Origin of the sequence: Planomonospora sp. ID82291, assembly GCF_015711645.1 — a bacterium.
Lineage (GTDB): Bacteria > Actinomycetota > Actinomycetes > Streptosporangiales > Streptosporangiaceae > Planomonospora.
In genome coordinates this window covers 183,071-201,469 of sequence record NZ_JABTEX010000006.1, presented here as the reverse complement: position 1 = coordinate 201,469, position 18,399 = coordinate 183,071, and the positions used below count along the sequence as shown (strand labels likewise).

Here is an 18,399-nt window from a genome sequence, read left to right as displayed (position 1 = left end):
GGACTCACGGTCCAGGAGGCGAGAGTGCTCACTCACCAGCGGCTACCAGGCATCGAGTCTGCCAGTGAGGCGGACCCGGTAGTTCCCATTAGGAGGGGATGACGATCCAGTCGCCGTGCGCGTCGGTGAGGTCGTCGTCCTGGTCGAGGGCGGTGACGCGGACGACGATGTCGCCGCTCTTGCCCGCCATGTCGCGGGTGAGGCCGAAGGCGGTCAGGTGCATGCGGCGGGTGTTCATGATGTGGTGGCGCAGAGGCTCGGTCTTGCCGTCGGCGGCGCGGGTGCCGTACTCGATGGCGTGGCCGCGCGGCAGGTCGTACCAGTCGGAGACGGTCTCGGCGACGCAGTTGTCGGCGTAGTGGTCGGTGCGCACAACGCGGAACACGACATCGTCGCTGGTGCCGACCCACAGGTTCCAGTGGGAGGGGGTCCGGCGGAGGTCGTGTTCGGTGATGGTGCCGTCGGCGGCGCGGCTGCCGTACTGCAGGTCGTACTCGAACAGGTCGTTCATGGGGGCTCCTTCGGGCTACCGTATCCCTTACTTACGATTAAAAGAATATAGGAGAGTTAATAGCATGGCAAGGGGTGGCGGAGGGGTGAACGCGCAGAGGGCGGACCCGGTGCCTTCCGGGTCCGCCCTCTGCGGCTGGTCCAGCGCCCCTACTCGCCGCCGGCCGCCTCCTTGACCGCGGCCAGCTGGTACAGCTTGCCCACGAATGCCTGCGCCTCGGCGATCTGCTGCGCGCTCAGCCCTGGAACGCTCTCCAGCTCTTCGCGGGTGAGGAGCTGATCGACGGTGGTAATGCCACCGGCGAGCAGCGCCTCGGCCAAGGCCGCCTGCAGCCCGGCCTGCTCCAGCGGGGCTCCCGCGAGCTCCGGCCGCCCGATGGCCCGCAGAATGAACGGCCCCGGCTCGTACCACCGGATGCGGCGGTCGTCGAGCTCGCTCGGGACCGGGTCGCCGGCCTCACGCCAGCGCCGCGCCATGTACTTCACCTGCTCATACGTCAGCGAAAGCCGACGCTCCAGCCACCCGAGGGTCACCCGGCCGTGAGCGTCCCGGCCGTGGCTGACCGCCTTCTCCCGCTCCTGCACGCCGGCCCACCAGGCATCGGCGGACTCCGGCTCGTAGAAGTAGCGGTTGTCGACGGCCCGGCACGTCGGGGTCTCGCTCCTGCTATCGGCCGCGCGCAGGCGTTCGCGCACCGCCGCCGCCGGCACGCCCCACCGGTCGGCGAGCTCGGCGGCCGACAGCCAGTGGTGCTGGTTGTCGGTCCACCAGGTGAGGGTCGGCTCGAGGTCGAAGAGGGTGACGCGGCCGCGGCCGCGCCGGGTGGGCGGGCCTGCGGTGCCGGCGGCGCTGACGCGCTTGAGGAACTTGTTCAGCGTCACGCCGAGCCGGGTGGCGACCTCGGCGGCCGGGACCCACTCGCCGTTCGGCGCGGGAGCACCGGCCTCCGCGGGAGCGGACTTGTTCATCTCAGCCTTGCTCACGTCGCGGGTGATGAGAGGCAGGTTGAACCCGGTGAGCTCCTGGACGACCATCTTCGGCCGGCTCGGATCCTCCTGGAGGGCGATCTCGTACAGGGCGTACACCTTCTCGGCGCGATCCTGCATGGCGGCCTCGAGGGCACGGTCGAGGTCAGTGATCGTCTTCAGCTGCGCCTTGATCACCTCGAGGGCTTCCTGCTCGGTGTAGTCCGGCAGCTTGGGCTTGCAGGTGTTCGGGTCGACCGGGTCCGGGTCAACCGGCAGATGCGGCTTGATCTCGTTGTGCCACATGGAGCGGGTGAGCCCGGCCAGGCGCATCACTGCTTCCGCCTTGTAGCCGTGGCCGTAGACGAGGGTCGCGGCAGCCAGGTCGCGCGGGTGGGTGGCGGTGCTGTGCTGGTCCCGGATGGTCTTCACCCGGAGGTGCGCGTCCCGGGCGCCCTTAGCGAGGGTCTTCTTCCTGGTCGTGGCGTTCATGTCGCTGAGTCCTTAGGTGGGGTGAGACGTTATCGGTTCCTCCCGTGCGAACGGTGACGGGCGGCAGACGCAACCTCGCGTCCGTCAGGAAAGAGTACAGGGTAATTAGTAACCGGGGAATGTTAAACGGAGTGCGAAGCGTCTGTGGTCTCTGTCATACCCAGGGCGGGCAGTGGCCAGATGCGCAAGATGATCTGGCCCTTGGCGACTACGGGGCCGAGCCGGAGCACGGGACCAATTCAAGCCGTCATAACCAGGTCGGTGAGAAGCGGAGCCGAATGCCGCTGACCGGCTCTCTTGATCAACTCAGCCGCAGTGCCGTGTCAGTGAGTTCGGGAGCCACCTCAGCAGCTCGGCCGGCTCACTGATCACTATCCGGGGTCACACGGCCAGCAGTTCCTCGTGGAAGCTGCGGGTGTCGGCGTGGTCGGGCCAGCGCTGCAGCAACTCCCCGTCGAGGGCGCGCAGCTCGCGGCGGATACGCGCCGACCCGGTGCGCTGGGCGACGCCGAGCGCTTCCTGCCCGAGGTGGGTGGCGCGGGCCGGGTCGGGTTCGGACTGGGCGACGGCGACAGCGAGCTTCGCCGTCAAATGCCCGCGGTCGCGGGCCAGGTTCTCCGGGAGCTTCCCGATCTGCTCTTCGAGGATGCCGACGGCGGTGTCGGCGCGGCCAGCCACCCGGTAGCAGGCGGCCGACTGCTCCTGCAGCGTGTCCAGGTCGTAGTAGTGCAGGTAGACGGGCACGTCCGGATGGGTGACGTGCGGGTGGTCGCGGAGCGTGTCGGCGGCCTGGTCCAGCAGGGTGAAGCATTCGGCGTACTCGCCGAGCATCGCCAGGCCGCGCGCCTGCTGCTGGGCGGCGAGCGCGTCGAGTTTCGGTTCCAGCCCGGCCGGGTGGCGGCGGGCGGCGGCCGCCAGGTGGACGACGGCGGCGTAGTCGTCGGTGAGGACCGCGATGTTGGACTGGCGCACCAGCATGTAGGCGGCCATCTGGGTGTCGCCGGCGCACTGCGCCCACTCGGCGGCCCGCCGCGACCAGTGCATGGCGGTCTCCAGCTGGCCGAGGTCCTGGTGCAGCCAGCCGGCCATCTCGGCGTACTGGGCGAGGACCTGCAGCAGCGGTTCGGCGTGGCGGGCTCCGGCGCTGCGCCGCAGCTCGTCCAGGACGTCGATCTGCGCGAGAACCGGCCGTAGCAGCGAGCGGGGGCCGAGCATCTTGTCGGCGCTGTAGTGCTCGGCCAGGACCCGCCGGAAGTAGTCGATGACTTCGCCGTCGACGCGGGACGGCTGGTCGATGGCGCGTGCGACCCGCTGCGCCTGGTCGGCGTCGGTGAGGCCGGGCAGCACCGAGGCGAGTGCTCCGCTGGCCAGCAGCTGAGCGAACTCGCGTCGCGAGAGGGTCACGCGCACGCTCCTTCCATCCGGTGTCTGCATGTCCAGCATGACCGGTTCGCCGTCGTATACGCCAGCGGCGCCGAGGAAGGGCGCGGCACGGCCGGGCCCGGCATGCCGCCGGAGCGAGCACAACAGCCCGCCTGCCTTGAGCGCCGCATCGAGCGCTTCGACCTGCTCGGCGGGCGGCAGGATCTCGCCCTTCTCCGCGCGGGAGATGCGGGTGTGGTCGTACAGGGCGGTCTTGGCCAGGTCGCGCTGCGACAGGCCCGCCTGGGTGCGCAGGTGGTGCAGCGCCGCACCGAACATGCGTGCTGCGTGGTGCTCGTCCATCGTGACCAGCTCCCTCACCGTGTTGCTGCCGTGTTGCGGCAACACCAACTGTCTGGGCGGCCCGGCCCTGGCCGGGTGACGATCCGTACGGGCGGTTGCTCGGAGCGTAAACCGGACGGTCAGAGATCGCACGGGGTTCGTGAAGACCCTCACCGCCTCGTCATATCCCCTCGAACAGCTGGAGCGTGTGCATGGACCAGATCGAGATCGACGGCCTGCGGCTGCGCTGCGTCATCGGCGTCAAAGACGAGGAGCGCCGCGACAAGTCCGACGTCGTTGTGGATCTGCGGATCGGCGCCGATGTGCGCCCCGCCGGCCTGACCGACAACCTGGCCGACGGCTGGGACTACCGGGCCGCGGCCAAGGGCGTGATCAGCGCCGTGGAGTCGTCGCGGTTCCGGACGGTGGAGGCGCTCGCCGAAGCGATCGCCCGCACGATCGTCGTCGGCTACAAGGCGCCGCATGTGCGGGTGCGACTGCACAAGCCGGGCGCGCTGCGTTTCGCCGACAGCGTCGGCGTCGTCATCCACCGCACCGGCGACGACTTCACCGCAGAGAGGAAGATCGCATGACGATCATCGACATGCCGTCGCGCCGACCGGTACGGTCTCCCGCGGTGGAGCGCGACCTGGACGGTGCGCAGGCGGCGGCGACGCGGCTGTTGGCCGCGCTCGGCATCGACCTGGCCCGGGAGGGCATGGCCGAGACGCCCGGCCGGATGGTGCGGGCGCTCGCGGAGATGTGCACGCCCCGCGACTTCGACCTGACGACGTTCCCCAACGACGGCCGCTACGAACAGCTCGTCATCGAGCGGCGCATCCGCTTCCACAGCCTCTGCGAACACCACCTGCTGCCGTTCACCGGCGTCGCCTACGTCGCCTACCTGCCGGGCGCGCGGATCCTCGGCCTGTCGAAGCTGGCGCGGGTCGTGGAACTGTTCGCGCACGGCCCGCAGGTGCAGGAGCGCCTCACCCAGCAGATCGCCGACTGGCTGAACGAGCAGCTCGACCCGAAGGGCGTCGGCGTGGTCCTGGACGCCGAGCACATGTGCATGACGTTGCGCGGCGCCCGCGCCGAAGGGTCGACGACGGTCACCTCGGCGCTGCACGGGCTGCTGCGTGACGACGCCCGCACCCGGGAGGAGTTCTTCCTCCTGGCCAAGGTCGGCTCCTGACCTCCTGCCTCGAAGGAGAGGTACACCGATGAGCAGTTTGTTGATCGAGATCGGCGGGGAGGCCGGATTCGTGTTCTCCGCCGCCCACGCAGGCATCCACGACGGCCAGATGGAGCCGCTGCACGGCCACACGTTCTCGGCTGGGGCGCGCCTGTTCGGCACCGCCGACCCGGCCGGCATGGTCGTCGACTTCCATGTGGTGAAGGCGGGCATGAAGGCGGCGATCGAGCCGCTGCGCCGCCGCACCCTCATGCCGGACAAGCCGGTCGCCGGCGCCGTCTACACCGAGGACGGGCAGGTGATCGTCGAATGCGGGAATGACTGGTACAGCTTCCCGCGGCGCAGCGTGTTCCTGCTGCCGGTGCCGAACACGACGACGGAGGCCATCGCCGGCTACCTGCTGGACCGGCTGGTGCCGCACCTGAAGGGCGCGACCGGCCTGGAGCGGGTCGAGCTGACGCTGGCCGAAGCACCCGACACGCGTGCCGTCGCGGCCGCCGACCGTAGTGAGGGGTTGTGGTGAACGGACCACTGGGAATCGCCGACAAGGACGCGCCGAAGGCGCTGCTCGGTCTGGTCCTGCACCGGCACCTGACCGGTGACGCCGAGCCGGTGCGGGTGCAGGTGTCCAGCCCGTGGGACGTGTGGTGGGCCTGCTACCGGGCGGGCCTGCCGTTCAGCGGCCTGGGCGTGGAACCGGTCATGCCGTACGGGGCGTGCCGCGGCTGCATCGCCGACGCGCTGGAGTGCGCGTCAGCGGTTCCGCCCCGCCACCCCGACGAGCTGGGGGAGCGGCCGTGCGGCTGCCTGCGCCTGTGGGCGGTGCGGATGCGCAGCGGACCCGAGACGACCGGCTGGCCGCGCTTCGCCCTCACCGTCGCCCTCATCAAGCCGGACGCGCCCGCCGAGCTGATCACTGACCGGTTGTCGGCCGGCCATGAGGTGCTCGGCGCGTGGGCGCGGACGCTGACGGCCGCCGACACGCGCCGCATGTATCCGGAGGCGTACGGCGAGGACTACATCGCCGCCGTCGACGCCTACCTGACCAGCGGGCCTTCGCGGGTGATGCTGCTGCGCTCGCACGACCCGGGCACGACCGCGGACATCAAGACCCGCATCCGGGACGAGATCGGCAACGACCGGCTCCGCAACCACCTGCACATGCCCGACAATCCGGGGGAGGCGCTCGCCGACCTCGCCCACCTGGTCGGGTGGGGGCTGCTGCAGGAGTTCCACGAAGGGGCCGACGATGCCGCCAACGCCTGCCTGGCGTTCTACCGGGCTGCACTGGGAGTGCGGGACACCGACGCTGACGGTGTCGCCGCTTCCCGGTAACCCGGCGGCAGGGGAACGGGGCCGCCCGGCCACACCCGGCCAGCAGGTGGCGTGGCTGCTGTCGAGCCCGCGTGTCTGCGTCGGCGTGTGGACCGGCGCCACCCGTACCCCGTGCCCGGCCGGCACGCCCGTGCCGCCGGGCACGGACGCCCAGTGCGCCGGGTGCGCGGCCGCCGACCGCGGCCGCGCCCTGGCCCGCGACGCCATCCTCGGCGGCGACGACCGCGACTGGCACCTGTACCTGGCGTGGTTCGGCTCCGGCCTGCTCAAGGTGGGGCTGACCGCTGAGGACCGCGGAGACGACCGGCTGCTGGAGCAGGGCGCCATCGCGTGGACGCTGCTGGCGGGCGGCCGGTACGCGGCGATCCGCCGCGCCGAGCAGACCGTCTCCGCGGCCGGCCTGGCCCGGGAGCGCATCGGCGCGCGGGCGAAAGCCGACGCCTGGTGGGTCCTGCCCGGCGCCGGTGAGCGGGCCGAGCACGTGGAGAAGGCGCACGCCGCCGTCACCGCGGCCGTCACCTGGCCTGCCGGCGTCACCCCCACCGGCTGCAACGTCCACGACGCGGCCACCGTCTACGGCCTCGACGAGCCGCCGCCCGCCGCCTACCAGGAGCTGACCGGCGTCGACGACGCCGCGGTCCTGGCGGGCCGCATCCGCGCCGCTGTCGGCCGCCGCCTGCTGATCGACACCCCGGCCGGCCCGCTGCTGGCCGACATGCGCCGCATCGCTGGCCTTCCCCTGGCCGCCGCGGCGGGCGACGCCCGCCCGGCCGGCCTCCACTCGACTTCCCGAATGCGACCACACCCCCATGGAAACGATCAACGCTTGTTCTGACACCGTCCTCGGCCAGCTCGTCGTCCTGGAAGGCATGCCGGGCGCCGGAAAGACCACCATCGTCGAGCAGCTCGCTGCCGCAGGCTGCCCAGTCCTCGGCGAGTACACGACCTGCGACGGCGACACCGTGCCGCTGAACGCGCACCCCGGCGTCGACGAGGACGCCACCCACCAGGCCAACTGGGTCCGCAAGACCGTCCAGTCGCGGCCGCTGCTGCTACGGCACCCGGCCGTCGTCTGCGACCGGGACTGGCTGTCGGCGCTCGCCTACGCCTACTCGACCGGCGACACCGGCCTGCTGGCGGCGCGCACCGCGTGGGCCGTCGACGGGCTGCACGACGGGACGCTGCTGCTGGCCGACACCTACCTGCTGTTCGACCTCGACCCGCAGGTGAGCCTGCAGCGCCGCCCGGCCGCGCCCACCGGGCACCCGTGGAGCATCATCGGGCCGCTGCGGCGGCTGCGTGACTTCTACGACGCACCCGACGCCGCAGTCGGCGCGCACAGTCCGATGCTGGCCGCGCTGCTGCGCTCCCGCACGCGGCGGCACCTGTCCGGTCACGACGCGGCCGAGGCGAACCTCGCCTTCGTCCGCGCGGAGGTGGCCCGGTGACGCCGACCATGGTCGTCGCCGTCCACGACGGCTTCTACGGCAACGGCACCGGCGCGGGCCGCTGCAACCGGGCGCTGCTCGACGTCCTGGCCGGCTGTCTCGCGCCGGGTGTACGGCTGGTGGTCCTGCCGGTCCACCTGAACCCGGGCAGCCCCGAATACGACGCCGGCTGGCATGCCGGGACGCGGACGATCGTCGAGCGGGCCAGCGGCATCGTGCGCCCGGTCGGTAACGGCACCGGCGGCCGCCGCCGCTTCGCGGGCCTGCCCGGGTTCCGTCACGCGTGCGCGTCGGCGGCCCGAGCCATCCACGCCCTGATCGGCGACGGTGCCGGCCCACTGCTGGTCGTCACCTCCGACGTGCCGTTCTACGGGCTGGCGCCGCTGCTGCCGGTGCCGGTGCGCCGCAGCGTGGTGGCGGTCGCGCACGCCACCGCGGTCCTGCACGACCCCGGCGACGCCGAACGCGTCGACTGGGAGCGGGACGGCCTGCGCGACCTGGTCGCCCACGGCGGGCGCGTCGCCGCGATCAGCCGGCACATGCGCGAGCACCTGGCCGTCGAGTACCGCATCCCGGACCGGTCGATCGTGGATCTGGTCAACGGGCTGACCCGGCAGGAGTGGCGGATCGCGGCGCCGGACGCGCGGCTGCTGCCGGACGCGGCGGCGGGCGGGTTCCTGCTGGCGTTGGGCCGCGCCGTCCCCTACAAGGGGTGGGACGACCTGCTGGACGCGCTGAAGCTGGCCGGGCCGGTGCCGCACACGCTGCTGGCCGCCGTCACCGACGGCCCGGAGGTGACGCCGTACCAGGAGCATCTGGCGCGGCGCATCGCCGGTGAGGGACTGGACGTGACGCTGGTGACGCGCTTCGACCCGGCGGTGGCGAGCCTGATGGCGCATCCGGCGCTGGCGGCGCTGGTCGTCCCGTCGCGGGCCGAGCCGTTCGGGCGGATCCCGATGGAGGCGTTCGCGGCCGGAACGGCACCGGTCGTGGCGACGGGGGCAGGCGGCCTGGCGGAGCTCGTCATCAACGGAGTGACCGGCTACAGCGCCGAGGCGGGCGACGCGGCGTCGCTGGCGCAGGCGATCGGGCGGGCACTGGCCACCGACCCGGAAGGGCGGGCGCGGCTGCGGGAGGCAGGGCGGCAGCTGGTGGCGTCCCGCTACAGCTACGAACGCAACGTGCACACGTTCTTGCAGGAGGTCGCGCCGTGGGCGGTAGCCCCCTGGGACGCGACCTGACAGGGGTTAGTCGACGTATCCGGCTGGGGTCTGCCCGTTGACGGGCAGACCCCATTCGGTTTCGGCGATGCGCGCGGCGGCTTTCGCCTGCGCCAGGGCGGGCTCGCCCCAGCCGAGGACGTCGGCGGCGTCGGCCAGCGGCACCATGAGGCGTCGGCAGGTGTGGCCGGTGCCGTCGGGGTCGGGCTGCGGCGGCTCGAACGCGGTGATGATCCCGGCCATGCGGATCTGGGCGTAGGGGGTGCGGCCGGGCTCGCGGACTTCCTGGTAGCCGAGGTAGGCGACCGCGCCGACACGGACCTGGTTCTCTTCCAGGGCTTCGCGGACGAACGTCGCGGCAGGGTCGGTGTCGTGCGGTTCGGGCCGGCCGCCGGGCAGGCCCATGACGCCGTCGACGTCCTGGATGAGGACGCGGCCGGTGTCAGGGCACAGCAGGTAGCCATGGACACGGGTGGCGGGCAGTTCGGGAGGCACAGGCGCCTCATGCCACAGGTAGGTCACTGGGGTTTCAGCAGTCACGCCGGTCGAGCGTAGTGAGCGTCTAGGACTCGTGCAGGGGGAACACCGGACCGGCCTGTGGGTGCGGTCCATCCCACAGTTCGATGCGCTCTTGGCCAAGGCGGCTGATGTCCGCGTCATGCACTTCGACACCGCAAATCGGACGGAAGGCGAAGGGCTTGCGGTGTCGGCTACGGAAGGGCGGGCAGCGGCCAGATACGCAGGATGATCTGGCCACCGGTGACTACGGGGCCGAGCCGGGGGTCGGGTCCCACCAGGTGGGTGTGGTTGTCGTCGGGCAGCAGGCCGAGCCGGTACCGGCCGGCGGCTTGCAGGCGGGCGATGTCCTTGTTGGGGGCGATGAGCCCGTCGACGAGCGCCTTGTAGGTCGGCTGCCAGTTGGCCGGGTCGCGCTTGGCCACGCGCCGCCCGTCGAGCGGGCAGTACACGCCCTGGATGTAGATGCGCTCCTGGGTGGGGATCTTCGAGGCGAGGAACATCACCCACGCGGCTTCGCGCAGCGCCTTGATGATGCGGGCCTCGGCCATCCGGTGCAGCCGGTCGTTGGCGTTGAGCAGCCGCATGCCCGGGGGCATGGCGATCTGCCAGGTCGGCGGATGGGTGGTCTCGTCGAACATCGTGCTCCGTGGGTGAAAAGAGGACGGGTGGTGGGCTCGCGGCCTGCGGGGCAGACCGCGCGGGCCGCGAGCCGGTCTCAGGCCTCGGCCGGCGGCCCCGCGCTCGGCGGAGTGGCCGCTCGGGTCGTCACCCGGTGGCCGCGTAGCAGCGCGGTGATGACCGCGACGGTGTCTGCGTAGCTGGGAAGGTCGTGGCCTTCGGGAAGGTGAAGGTGGGGGCGGGTGTCGTTCACCAGGCGCTGGACCTCGGCGGGGTCGGGGTCGAGGGCGCGTTCGGCGGCGTCGGCGAGAACGGCGGCGATCAGCTGGGCGGTCTCCGGGTAGGTCGTGCGGGCCTCAATGTGGTCGCAGGAGCTGCAGACGATGCTCAGCTGGACCTGGCCGTCATGTACGGCCAGGCGGCCCAGCCCGGTGTCGACGGGGTTGCCGTAGGTGGCGGTGCGGGTGGGCAGCGGCAGCGTGACGCTGGCTCGAGCAGAGCGCGCCTTGGCCAGCGCGGTGACCGCGCCGGCGTAGGCGGTGCAGGTGATGTGCGCGTCGCCCACGCTGGGTCCGGGCCGCTGGCTGGAGATGCAGCCGGGCCCGCAGGGCGCGCTGCCGTCGAGGTGAGTGAGCAGGTCACTGAGGGCTGACCGCAAGGTCAGGGCGGGGTTGAGCACGAGTTATTCCTGACCGGACGGGCTGGCGGCCGCGGCGGGAGGTCCTTCGACGGCGGTGACGGTGCAGCCGTCGCTGTCGAGGTGACCGTAGGTGTTGAAGTAGCCGTAGGGCACGACGCCCGCGGGGTACCAGCCGGGGTGGCCGGGGTACTGGCGGTAGCCGTCGTCGCGGATGACCGGCCGCGGCGGCGCGTAGACCGTGGTGGTGGGCCGCACCGGTGCGGGCGCGGTCGGCCGGCCCTGCGCCGGGCGGTTGGTCGCCTGCGGGCGAGGCGGCTGCGGGTTGCTCTGGACGGTGGTCTTGTTCTGGCCACCGGTGCTGTTGCCGACCGGTTTGGGGGCGGGTGGCGGCAGGGCGGCGGCGCAGGCCGAATCCGGGTTCGACGTGCACGCCACCAGCAGGCTCACGGCCAAGACGACGGCGGCGGCGAGGCGGGGCAGCAGGGTGGGCTTCACGCGGAAGTCCTTTCTCGGTGGGCGGTGATGCGGGCTTGGCTGCGCAGGGACGTCAGCGCGTCGCGCCGGTGCCGGGCGGCACGGCCGCGGGCGGTGACCGGGACCGGCCGCCTGACGACCGGCGGCGGGACAGGGATCAGCGGCGGAGCGGAAGCCGGCCTGCAGGTGAGGCAGGCCAGTTTCCCGTCCGGGGCGTCGACCAGGTCGTGGCCGGCGTGATGTTTTTCAAAGCGCGTGCGGCTGAGCCACAACCGCTGGCAGGCGCGGCATCGCCAGGTTCCGTCGCTGCGGACGATCACGTTGTCGGCGTCGTCGAGGGAGTGCTGGCCGCTGAGGCACACCGGTGGGATCTCGTCGACTGGCGGCGGGCCGTCGGCGGGGTAGCCGTGCCGCTTCCAGCGGGCGTAGCAGTCGGGGCAGTAGCTGCGCCGGATACGGGTGCTGGGCTGGTCGCAGTTGCTACAGGCCTTGCTCCGCGCGAGCGCTTTCCGGTAGGCGCGCTCGGCGTCCTTGCACAGCTGGCAGGGCGGTTCCTTGTGCGCGAGGTGGCGGGCGTAGGCGGCCACGGTCCCGCAGGGCTTCACCTCGGCGCGGGTGCGCCGCTGTGTGCCGTCGCGGCGGTAGCGGACGGTGGCGAAGGGCAGCATGGGCGGCGGCAGGGCCTCGGCGCCCTCCTGCCAGCCTTCGACCGCCCAGGCGAGCAGGTCGGTGACGGGCCGGTCGTCGGGGATCATCGCGGCGAGCATGATCGGCAGCAGCGCGCGGTGTCCGTCGGGGATCTTCTGCAGGAACCGCTGGGCGGCGTCGGCTCCTTCGTCGCGCACGATGCACGCCAGGTCGCAGGCCAACTCGATGAGGTCGCCGGCGAGCCGGTCGCGGTCGAGTGTGCGGCGTTTCTGGTAGGCCTGGCGGGCCGGTGCGGCGTGGGTGTTGGCGGCATCGGGGTTGGCGAGCGCCGCGTTGACCGGCCGGGCCAGCCCTTTGGGCGGGGGCGGCCACGGCTGGCGGTTCTGCTGCCAGGTGAAGTGCACCGGGTCGGTGCCGGGGCGGACGATGCGGCCGGTGATGCCCTGAGGGTGGCGTTCGACGACGACCTCGCGGGGCTGGCCGTTGCCGGCGCGCTCAATGTAGATGGCGCGCCGGCCGCTGTAGTGGACCAGGGTGAGCGGCTGGATGCGCTCGGGCGGAGCGAGGGGGTCTTCGTCGTTGCCGGAGGCCTGGCGGGCAGCCAGCGCCCGCTCGTACTGCTTGCCGGTGGCGGGGGTGACGCCGACTTCAGCGGCGGCCTGGACAGGGTCCATGCCGCCCAGGCGAAGGTCGGCGTACCGGCGGCGGCGCTGCTGGGCGCCGCGGTGCGGGGCGCGGGCGCTGGCCGTGGTCATCGTGGCGTGGGTCCGGCGGTGGAGATGGGGATGATCTCGAAGACGGCTGTCTGGCAGTGGCAGCGGATGAAGGGGTCGCGGCTGTCGACGGTCCATCCCGGGCAGGCGCCGTGCCCGGCGGCGGCCAGGGCGTCCCACAGGGTGGCTCCCCACACGAGCGCGAACCCGTCGCTGGCGGCGGGTGCGGTCATCGGGCGTCCAGGTGCCGGCAGAGGTGCCGATAGAGCAGCTTGGACAGCTGCGTGGCCTGCTGCGGGGTGAGGAGCAGCTTCAGGGGTCCCATGTCGGCGGTGACGGCGGTGAGCGCATCGTGGAAGCGCTGCAGGTTGGCGTGGCGGCGCTTCTGCTCGGCGGCGTCGGCGGCGGCGCCGTTGGTCAGGTCGTCGGTGATCGCTGCGCTTGCTTCGGCGAGATTGCGCAGGTTCGCGCTGGCCTGGCTGTCGGGTGTCATGGCCAGGACGGCCCAGTCGCCGATGGCGGGGATGCGCACACCCGGGGGCAGGGTGAGCAGGTCGGTGTGTTCGTCGGCGGTGGGGGTCATGCGGTGGTGGTTCCTTTCGGTGGGGGCGACGGGAGACAAGCACATTTGGGCGCTTACGTCGTATCGCGAGGTCAAAGGGTGTCAACGAGGGCAGGTGCCGCCCGTCAGCGCGGCAGGCGCCGGTGTTCGTAGAGGCCGGTTGCGGTGTTGAAGACGCCGACTCGGCCGCCTGCGGCGAGCAGGTGGTCGTACAGCAGGACCGCCTCTTCCAGGACTTGGCCCCAGGGGCGGCCGGTGGCGCGGGTGGCGGCGTCGAGGGCGTCGATGGTGCGCCGGCTGAAGGCGTGCTGGTCACCGGCGGGGCGGTGTGAGGTGGGAGACAACGGGGAGCCTTTCAGGAAGAGGGCGCCGCCCGCCTTCTGGGGGCGGGCGGCGCGGGGAGGGTTAGGAGGCGGCCCACCCGAAGAACAGCCAGCCCGCGTGAACGAGCTGGGTTCCGGTGAGGGTGACGGTCACAGAGCCGGAGGTGATCCGGCCGGCCTCGTCGTAGACGAAGCCGCCCTGGACGTCGCGCGCGAAGTCGGCGATGTGCTCGCCCTGCTGGATGAGGGAGGCGAGGGCGGCCTCGACGGCCTGGGGACGGGTGCTGTAGCCGCCGGGGGTGGCGGGGATCGGAGCGGCGACGCGCCGCTTGGTGTCGAGGACCGGGATCGCGCCGCAGTATCCCCGCTTCTCGATGCGGGGCTCCCTGTCCCAGAGGGTGCGGTGCTGGTCGATGGCCTCCTGCAGCGGGAGCGGGGTGTCGCTGAGCACGAGGTACCCGTCGGTGGTGGAGATCGTTCCGTTGTTGCTGCTGCTGCCGTACTCGGCGACGGCGTCGTCCACGGCGCGGTCGTAGGCCTCTCGGACGTCGGTGCCGAGGATGTAGTCGGTGAAGTTGTGTGCGCCCATGGGCGTGGAGCTCCTGGAGTAGAGGGTGGGGCCGGGGCGGGCGCCCCGGCGGCGGAAGAGGTGGAACTACCAGGGGGGAAGGACAGCTGCGGCTTCGCGGCGGGCGCGGGCGGCGGCCTGGCGCAGGTCGGTGAAGTGGTAGCGGTGCGCGTCGCCCTCGGTGCTGAAGTGCTTGGCGGCGGGCGTGGGAACCCAGCGGGCTTCGGCCTGCGCGGGTGCAAGGTGGTCCAGGACGTAGCTGTCGGTCCACATGATGCGCCAGGCGCCGGAGGCGCAGCATCGGACGACGTTCACGGTGTAGATGGGGTGGGCGCCGGGATCGACGTTGAAGGAGAAACGGGTAGCGGCGGCGAGCAGGTCGGCGTCAGTGATGGCGGCCTGGTTGTCGGCGGAGGTGCTGGTCTGGGGCATGAGGGTCCTTCCTGGTGGGGCGGGCACCGCAAAGGAATCGCACTCCCTTGCTTGCACATAAAAAAATATAAGAGAGTTAATAAATGTGTCCAGTTGACGGTTGGCGCCCGCCCCGGGCTCGTCACGGCATCCCGGGCAGCCCTTCCACTTCGACCGTCACCGGGGCGTCGTCGTCGAAGTAGGCCAGGCGTGCGGCGCGGCTGACCGCCTCCTGCAGAAGGTCGGGCCATTGGTCGCTGGGGACGGTCGTGAGGATGCCGGCGATCAGCTCCTCGGCGACCTGCTCGTCGGGGGTATCGGTGAGACCGGCCCGGACGGCGTGCAGGTGAAGCGCTGTCACCCCGTCCCGCCGCGTCTCACGCAGTTCCAGCGGCTTTTCACAGCAGGCCGATACTTCGGTGCCGTAGCTGTCGCCGCGGGTGATGATCTGGCACGGCTCCTCGCAGCTCGGGCACGTGGGCGCGTCGCTTCCGCGCGGAGGCTGCTCGGAGGTGTCCGCGGCGGGCGGGTGCTGAAGGCCCCAGAACTCCTTGCCGTCCGTGTCCAGACGGGGGCCACCGGGTGCGATCACCACCTCGATACCGGCTCGCTTCCACTGTTCGACGGCTTCCTGCGCGCCCTGCAGCGTGCTGTAGCGGCGCAAGAACGCTTCGCCGGTTATCACCTCGCGGAAGCGGTCGCTGCGTTCGTAGAGGATGACGGCGGGCCCGGCGTAGGGCTCGCCGGGGTTGTTGGGATTCCATGCATGCTCGCCGCCGGCGAGCCATGTGACGTAGCGGCCTGGGCCGAGGTCCAGGAGGCGGCGGATGTGGCCTTCATTCAGCACGGCTAGGTCCTGTCGTCGGGGTGGGCGCGGTCGAGCGCGTCGATGAGGCGTTGTACGGAGGCGGGGCTGTGCGGGTCGGCGTAGGTGGCGGCGGCGTCGGCGAAAGTCACCTCGAGGGCGTGCTGGGCGCCGTCATGGTCGCCACGCCCGGTCAGGCGGGCGACGCGGTCCAAGCCGAGGCTGATGAGCAGGGCGCTGCCGGACTCGGCGGCGTAGGCCGTTCTGGCCAGGCGGCCAAGAGGACTGGCGAACAGCCGGTCGGATGAGTGCGAGTCGGGCAATGGAGGCAATGGCGGGGCCTTTCACGGGCGGGGAGGGCGGGCTGCCGCCCTCCCCGCGGGCGTCAGAAGAGGTTGCCGACGTCGAAGCGGGTGTCGGCGCAGTCGTCGCAGAGGGAGAAGGTGTCGCCGCTCTGCGGGGCGGTGTGGCGGTCGGTGGTGAGACGCCGGCAGCAGTGGTCGCAGATCCGCAGGTCGCCGCACGAGAGCGCGTCGGCGATGATCTCGCGCAGTTCGGTGAGGGTGGCGAGCCTCGCGGCGAAGTAGCCCTGATCCGCCAGGACAGGGCGGGTGGCGATGATCGAGCGGACGGGCAGCGGGGGCAGGGTGCAGGTGGCGCTCACGGGTCCTCCAGGGCAGTCAGGCGAGGGGATCGCACCCCCCTTGCTCTGTGTTAAATAATACAAGACAGTTAATTAAGGAGTCGAGTGGAGCCCCCGCCCGCAAGGGCGGGGGCTCCATCCATCAGAAGCGGTCGGCGTGGTGGCGCCCCTGGCGGACAGGGTGGCGCAGCGTGATCATCCAGAACGCTCCAGCCGTGGCCGCGAGTGCCGCGAGGATGAAGGCCAGGGTCTTACCCCCGACGATTGCGAGCCCCTCACTGAAGGCGGCGGCATCCGCCTGAACCTCGCCCGCCGCGATGGCGACGGCCTCGGCGGGGATGGTCTCGGCGGGAGCGAAGGCGAAAGCGGCGATAGCCGCACCCACGAGAAGGATGAAGGTGAAGAACGAACGAACGGCCACGGTGAGCCCCTTCCTGGTTGCGGCGGGAGGATCGCACCCCTCCCGCCTGAACAATTAAAACAGTACAGGGGAGTTAATTAGAGAGGCAAATCTACGAGAGCACGGGGAAAGCGCAGCTCACCGGGGTGAAGCACCGCATCCGGCGGCCGGGCGAGCGCCGCCTCGATGGCTCCGCCGTACGGCGCGTCGGGACAGCGCGGTGGGCGTGGGTGACATCCGTGCCTCGAGGGTCGTACCGGGCAGCTCGGCCGCCCGGCCGTACGTGCTGGCGCGGGCCGTGCCGGGCAGCTCGGCCGCCCGGCACCTCTGGCCGGCCGCGCCGGGTGGTGTCCGTCGCGGCGCGGGGAGCACCGCCTCGAGCGCGCCGCCGTACGGCGCGGCGGGATGGTGTCCGCTGCACGGCAGGCGGGGCGGGGGAGAGGACCGCCTCGAGGGCTCCGTCGTACGGGGCGGCGCGGTGCCTGCCTACGGCGCGGCGAGCACCCGTACCTCGAGCGCGGCGCGGTGCGTTCCGCCGTGCGCGGTGGGTTCCGCTATGCGGTGCGGCGGCGGGGGGAGCCTCCGTCCGTGATTCTCGGGCGGCTGGGGTGGTGTCCGCCGTACGGCGGTGCGCGGCGGTCGGCGGACACCCGTGCCTCGAGCGCGCCGCCGTACGGCGCGGTGCAGCGGGGGAGAGGACCGCCTCGAGGGCTCCGCCGTACGGGGCGGCGCGGTGCCTGCCTACGGCAGGCGGGGCGGGAGAGGACCGCCTCGAGCGCGCCGCCGTACGGTGCGGTGCCTGCCGTGCGGCGCGGCACGGGGCGGGGCGGTGGATCTCGGGCGGCGGGGCGGTGGATCTCGGGCGGCGGGGTGGTGCCTGCCGTACGGCGCGGCGGAGGACTCGGGGGGACGGTGCGGGGCGGCGCGGTGGGTTCCGCTGTGCGGGGCGGCGTGGGCGGCGGGGCGGGGCGGGGTGGTGCGGGGACGGGGGAGCCCCCGCCCGTGGTTGTCGGGCCGGGGCTCGGGCGGTGCTGGGGCGGTGCTGGGGGTGGGTTCCCCTCGTGCGGGGTGGGGTGCCCGCCCCGTGTGCGGGGCGGGCGGGCAGGGGTCAGGCGGCGCGGTGGTGGCGTCCCGTCTGCTTGGCGTTCTTGCGGGTGGTGCGGGCGGTGGTGGCCTTCTGGGCGATCATCAGGACCGCGACGCCCGCGAGTGCCCAGATCAGGCCGTTACCGATCGGGGCGAGCGCGGCGAGGGCGGAGGTGTCGGCGACGTGGGCGGCGTTGAGGTTGACCGCGCCCGCGTTCGGGTCGGTGCTCGGCGCGGTGTCCGTGCTCGGGTCGGTGTTCGGGGTGGTGTCGGCGGTGGGGGTGGCCTCCTGCGTGGGCGTGCTGTCGGTCGCGGTGGTGTCGGCGGTGTCGGCGGTGTCGGCGGGGGCGACGTAGACGGGCGCGGGGTCGCTGGTCACGGTGACGGTCGGGGCGGGCGCGGGGGTCGCGGTGGGGGTGGCCTTGGCGGTGCTGGTCTTGGGCTTGGCGGTCGCGGTCGCGGTCGCCTTGGTGGTGGGGGTGGTCTTGGGCTTGGGGGTCGCGGTGACGGTCACCGTGGCCTTGGGCTTGGCGGTCGCGGTCGCGGTGGCGGTGGCCTCAGGGGTGGCCTCAGCGGTCGCGGTGGCCTTGGGGGTCGCGGTCGCGGTCGGGGCGGGCTCGGTGGGCTTGGGCTGGGGCTTGGCGGTGGCGGTGACGGTCGCGGTGTCGAGGGTCGCGCCGTCGCTGGTCAGGGTCACGGTGTAGGTGCCCGCCTTCTCGGCGGTGAAGGAGGCGGAGAAGGAGCCGCCGCCGCACAGGGGGTCGGCGGGGGCGGTGCCGATCGGGGCGCTGGTGCCGTCGGGGGTGGTGACGGTGAGGGCGGCGGTGCAGGTGCCCGCCGTGGTCGCGGTGACGGTGACCGCGCCGCCTTCGGTGGTGGAGGCGGGGGCGGTGAGCGTGCCGTTGCCCGCGTGGGCGGGCAGGGCGAGACCGAGCAGCGCGAGCGCCGCGAGGAGCGCGGCGGTCAGGAGACGGAAAGCCATGGTGGGCCCTTCCTGGTGGGGGTGGCGGGAGGATCGCACCCCTCCCGCCCGAACAAGAAAAACAGTACAGGAAAGTTAATAGATGGCGCAAGTCGCGGGTGGTCGGGGGGCGCGCCCAACTCGGTCGCCCCCCAACT

At 72.2% G+C, this 18,399-nt stretch carries 25 protein-coding genes; 7 read left to right on the top strand and 18 right to left on the bottom strand.

The annotated features are described in order from the left end of the window. Window positions 1-88: 88 nt before the first annotated feature. The 3 genes from HS045_RS30420 to HS045_RS30410 all read right to left on the bottom strand — a co-directional run bounded on the left by HS045_RS30420 (window position 89) and on the right by HS045_RS30410 (window position 3,693). Window positions 89-511 carry a hypothetical protein gene (locus HS045_RS30420; protein ID WP_196455056.1) on the bottom strand — a complete coding sequence of 141 codons (423 nt, stop codon included), beginning with the start codon at window positions 509-511 and terminating at the stop codon, window positions 89-91. Between the two features lie 149 nt (window positions 512-660). Next, window positions 661-1,968: a hypothetical protein gene (locus HS045_RS30415; RefSeq protein WP_196455055.1), complete on the bottom strand. Its 1,308-nt coding sequence runs from the start codon at window positions 1,966-1,968 to the stop codon at window positions 661-663. Between the two features lie 381 nt (window positions 1,969-2,349). After that, entirely contained in the window at window positions 2,350-3,693 is a 1,344-nt protein-coding gene (locus tag HS045_RS30410; protein ID WP_196455054.1) for a helix-turn-helix transcriptional regulator, read from the bottom strand. A gap of 191 nt (window positions 3,694-3,884) precedes the next feature. Here HS045_RS30410 and HS045_RS30405 point away from each other — a divergent pair, with 191 nt between their 5' ends. The 7 genes from HS045_RS30405 to HS045_RS36310 are packed head-to-tail and all read left to right on the top strand — an operon-like array spanning window position 3,885 to window position 8,891. Then, entirely contained in the window at window positions 3,885-4,265 is a 381-nt protein-coding gene (locus tag HS045_RS30405; RefSeq protein WP_196455053.1) for a dihydroneopterin aldolase, read from the top strand. Beyond that, window positions 4,262-4,867: a GTP cyclohydrolase I FolE gene (folE, locus tag HS045_RS30400; protein ID WP_374191426.1), complete on the top strand. Its 606-nt coding sequence runs from the start codon at window positions 4,262-4,264 to the stop codon at window positions 4,865-4,867. The genes HS045_RS30405 and folE overlap by 4 nt, the downstream gene beginning before the upstream one ends. 28 nt (window positions 4,868-4,895) lie before the next feature. Beyond that, window positions 4,896-5,390 (top strand): 6-carboxytetrahydropterin synthase, encoded by a 495-nt coding sequence (locus HS045_RS30395; protein WP_196455052.1) that lies wholly within the window; start codon window positions 4,896-4,898, stop codon window positions 5,388-5,390. Next, window positions 5,387-6,202 carry a hypothetical protein gene (locus HS045_RS30390; RefSeq protein ID WP_196455051.1) on the top strand — a complete coding sequence of 272 codons (816 nt, stop codon included), beginning with the start codon at window positions 5,387-5,389 and terminating at the stop codon, window positions 6,200-6,202. Before HS045_RS30395 ends, HS045_RS30390 begins: the two co-directional genes overlap by 4 nt. Window positions 6,203-6,248: 46 nt before the next feature. Beyond that, the gene (locus HS045_RS30385; RefSeq protein WP_196455050.1) at window positions 6,249-7,037 is read left to right on the top strand and encodes a DUF2797 domain-containing protein; all 789 of its coding nucleotides are present in this window, start codon (window positions 6,249-6,251) and stop codon (window positions 7,035-7,037) included. Next, window positions 7,012-7,650, top strand: a complete 639-nt coding sequence (locus HS045_RS30380; RefSeq protein WP_196455049.1) for an AAA family ATPase — start codon at window positions 7,012-7,014, stop codon at window positions 7,648-7,650. Before HS045_RS30385 ends, HS045_RS30380 begins: the two co-directional genes overlap by 26 nt. Next, a complete protein-coding gene (locus HS045_RS36310; RefSeq protein ID WP_196455048.1) occupies window positions 7,647-8,891 on the top strand; it encodes a glycosyltransferase family 4 protein in 1,245 nt (414 codons plus the stop codon). The genes HS045_RS30380 and HS045_RS36310 overlap by 4 nt, the downstream gene beginning before the upstream one ends. 6 nt (window positions 8,892-8,897) lie before the next feature. Here HS045_RS36310 and HS045_RS35660 read toward each other — a convergent pair whose 3' ends face one another. From HS045_RS35660 to HS045_RS30300, 15 genes are all read right to left on the bottom strand, one after another. Further along, on the bottom strand, window positions 8,898-9,410 hold the full coding sequence (locus tag HS045_RS35660; RefSeq protein ID WP_196455047.1) for an NUDIX domain-containing protein: 513 nt from the start codon (window positions 9,408-9,410) through the stop codon (window positions 8,898-8,900). Window positions 9,411-9,580: 170 nt separating this feature from the next. Beyond that, window positions 9,581-10,027 (bottom strand): hypothetical protein, encoded by a 447-nt coding sequence (locus HS045_RS30365; RefSeq protein WP_196455046.1) that lies wholly within the window; start codon window positions 10,025-10,027, stop codon window positions 9,581-9,583. Window positions 10,028-10,104: 77 nt separating this feature from the next. Beyond that, window positions 10,105-10,686: a hypothetical protein gene (locus HS045_RS30360; protein WP_196455045.1), complete on the bottom strand. Its 582-nt coding sequence runs from the start codon at window positions 10,684-10,686 to the stop codon at window positions 10,105-10,107. Window positions 10,687-10,689: 3 nt separating this feature from the next. Next, window positions 10,690-11,142, bottom strand: a complete 453-nt coding sequence (locus HS045_RS30355; RefSeq protein ID WP_196455044.1) for a hypothetical protein — start codon at window positions 11,140-11,142, stop codon at window positions 10,690-10,692. Further along, complete coding sequence (locus HS045_RS30350; protein WP_196455043.1) at window positions 11,139-12,524, bottom strand: hypothetical protein; 1,386 nt, start codon at window positions 12,522-12,524, stop codon at window positions 11,139-11,141. Before HS045_RS30350 ends, HS045_RS30355 begins: the two co-directional genes overlap by 4 nt. Next, a complete protein-coding gene (locus HS045_RS30345; RefSeq protein ID WP_196455042.1) occupies window positions 12,521-12,715 on the bottom strand; it encodes a hypothetical protein in 195 nt (64 codons plus the stop codon). Before HS045_RS30345 ends, HS045_RS30350 begins: the two co-directional genes overlap by 4 nt. Further along, entirely contained in the window at window positions 12,712-13,110 is a 399-nt protein-coding gene (locus HS045_RS30340; RefSeq protein ID WP_230885099.1) for a hypothetical protein, read from the bottom strand. The genes HS045_RS30345 and HS045_RS30340 overlap by 4 nt, the downstream gene beginning before the upstream one ends. 59 nt (window positions 13,111-13,169) lie before the next feature. Then, the gene (locus tag HS045_RS30335; RefSeq protein ID WP_196455040.1) at window positions 13,170-13,388 is read right to left on the bottom strand and encodes a hypothetical protein; all 219 of its coding nucleotides are present in this window, start codon (window positions 13,386-13,388) and stop codon (window positions 13,170-13,172) included. Window positions 13,389-13,449: 61 nt separating this feature from the next. After that, window positions 13,450-13,956 (bottom strand): hypothetical protein, encoded by a 507-nt coding sequence (locus HS045_RS30330; RefSeq protein WP_196455039.1) that lies wholly within the window; start codon window positions 13,954-13,956, stop codon window positions 13,450-13,452. A 66-nt stretch (window positions 13,957-14,022) separates the two neighbouring features. Then, window positions 14,023-14,367 (bottom strand): hypothetical protein, encoded by a 345-nt coding sequence (locus HS045_RS30325; protein WP_196455038.1) that lies wholly within the window; start codon window positions 14,365-14,367, stop codon window positions 14,023-14,025. A 121-nt stretch (window positions 14,368-14,488) separates the two neighbouring features. Continuing rightward, entirely contained in the window at window positions 14,489-15,193 is a 705-nt protein-coding gene (locus HS045_RS30320) for a hypothetical protein (protein WP_196455037.1), read from the bottom strand. 2 nt (window positions 15,194-15,195) lie between these two features. Further along, window positions 15,196-15,474, bottom strand: a complete 279-nt coding sequence (locus HS045_RS30315) for a hypothetical protein (RefSeq protein ID WP_196455036.1) — start codon at window positions 15,472-15,474, stop codon at window positions 15,196-15,198. A 62-nt stretch (window positions 15,475-15,536) separates the two neighbouring features. Continuing rightward, complete coding sequence (locus HS045_RS30310) at window positions 15,537-15,815, bottom strand: hypothetical protein (RefSeq protein ID WP_196455035.1); 279 nt, start codon at window positions 15,813-15,815, stop codon at window positions 15,537-15,539. A gap of 121 nt (window positions 15,816-15,936) precedes the next feature. Then, window positions 15,937-16,215 carry a hypothetical protein gene (locus tag HS045_RS30305; protein ID WP_196455034.1) on the bottom strand — a complete coding sequence of 93 codons (279 nt, stop codon included), beginning with the start codon at window positions 16,213-16,215 and terminating at the stop codon, window positions 15,937-15,939. 1,087 nt (window positions 16,216-17,302) lie between these two features. Continuing rightward, entirely contained in the window at window positions 17,303-18,262 is a 960-nt protein-coding gene (locus HS045_RS30300; protein WP_196454875.1) for a hypothetical protein, read from the bottom strand. Window positions 18,263-18,399 lie beyond the last annotated feature (137 nt).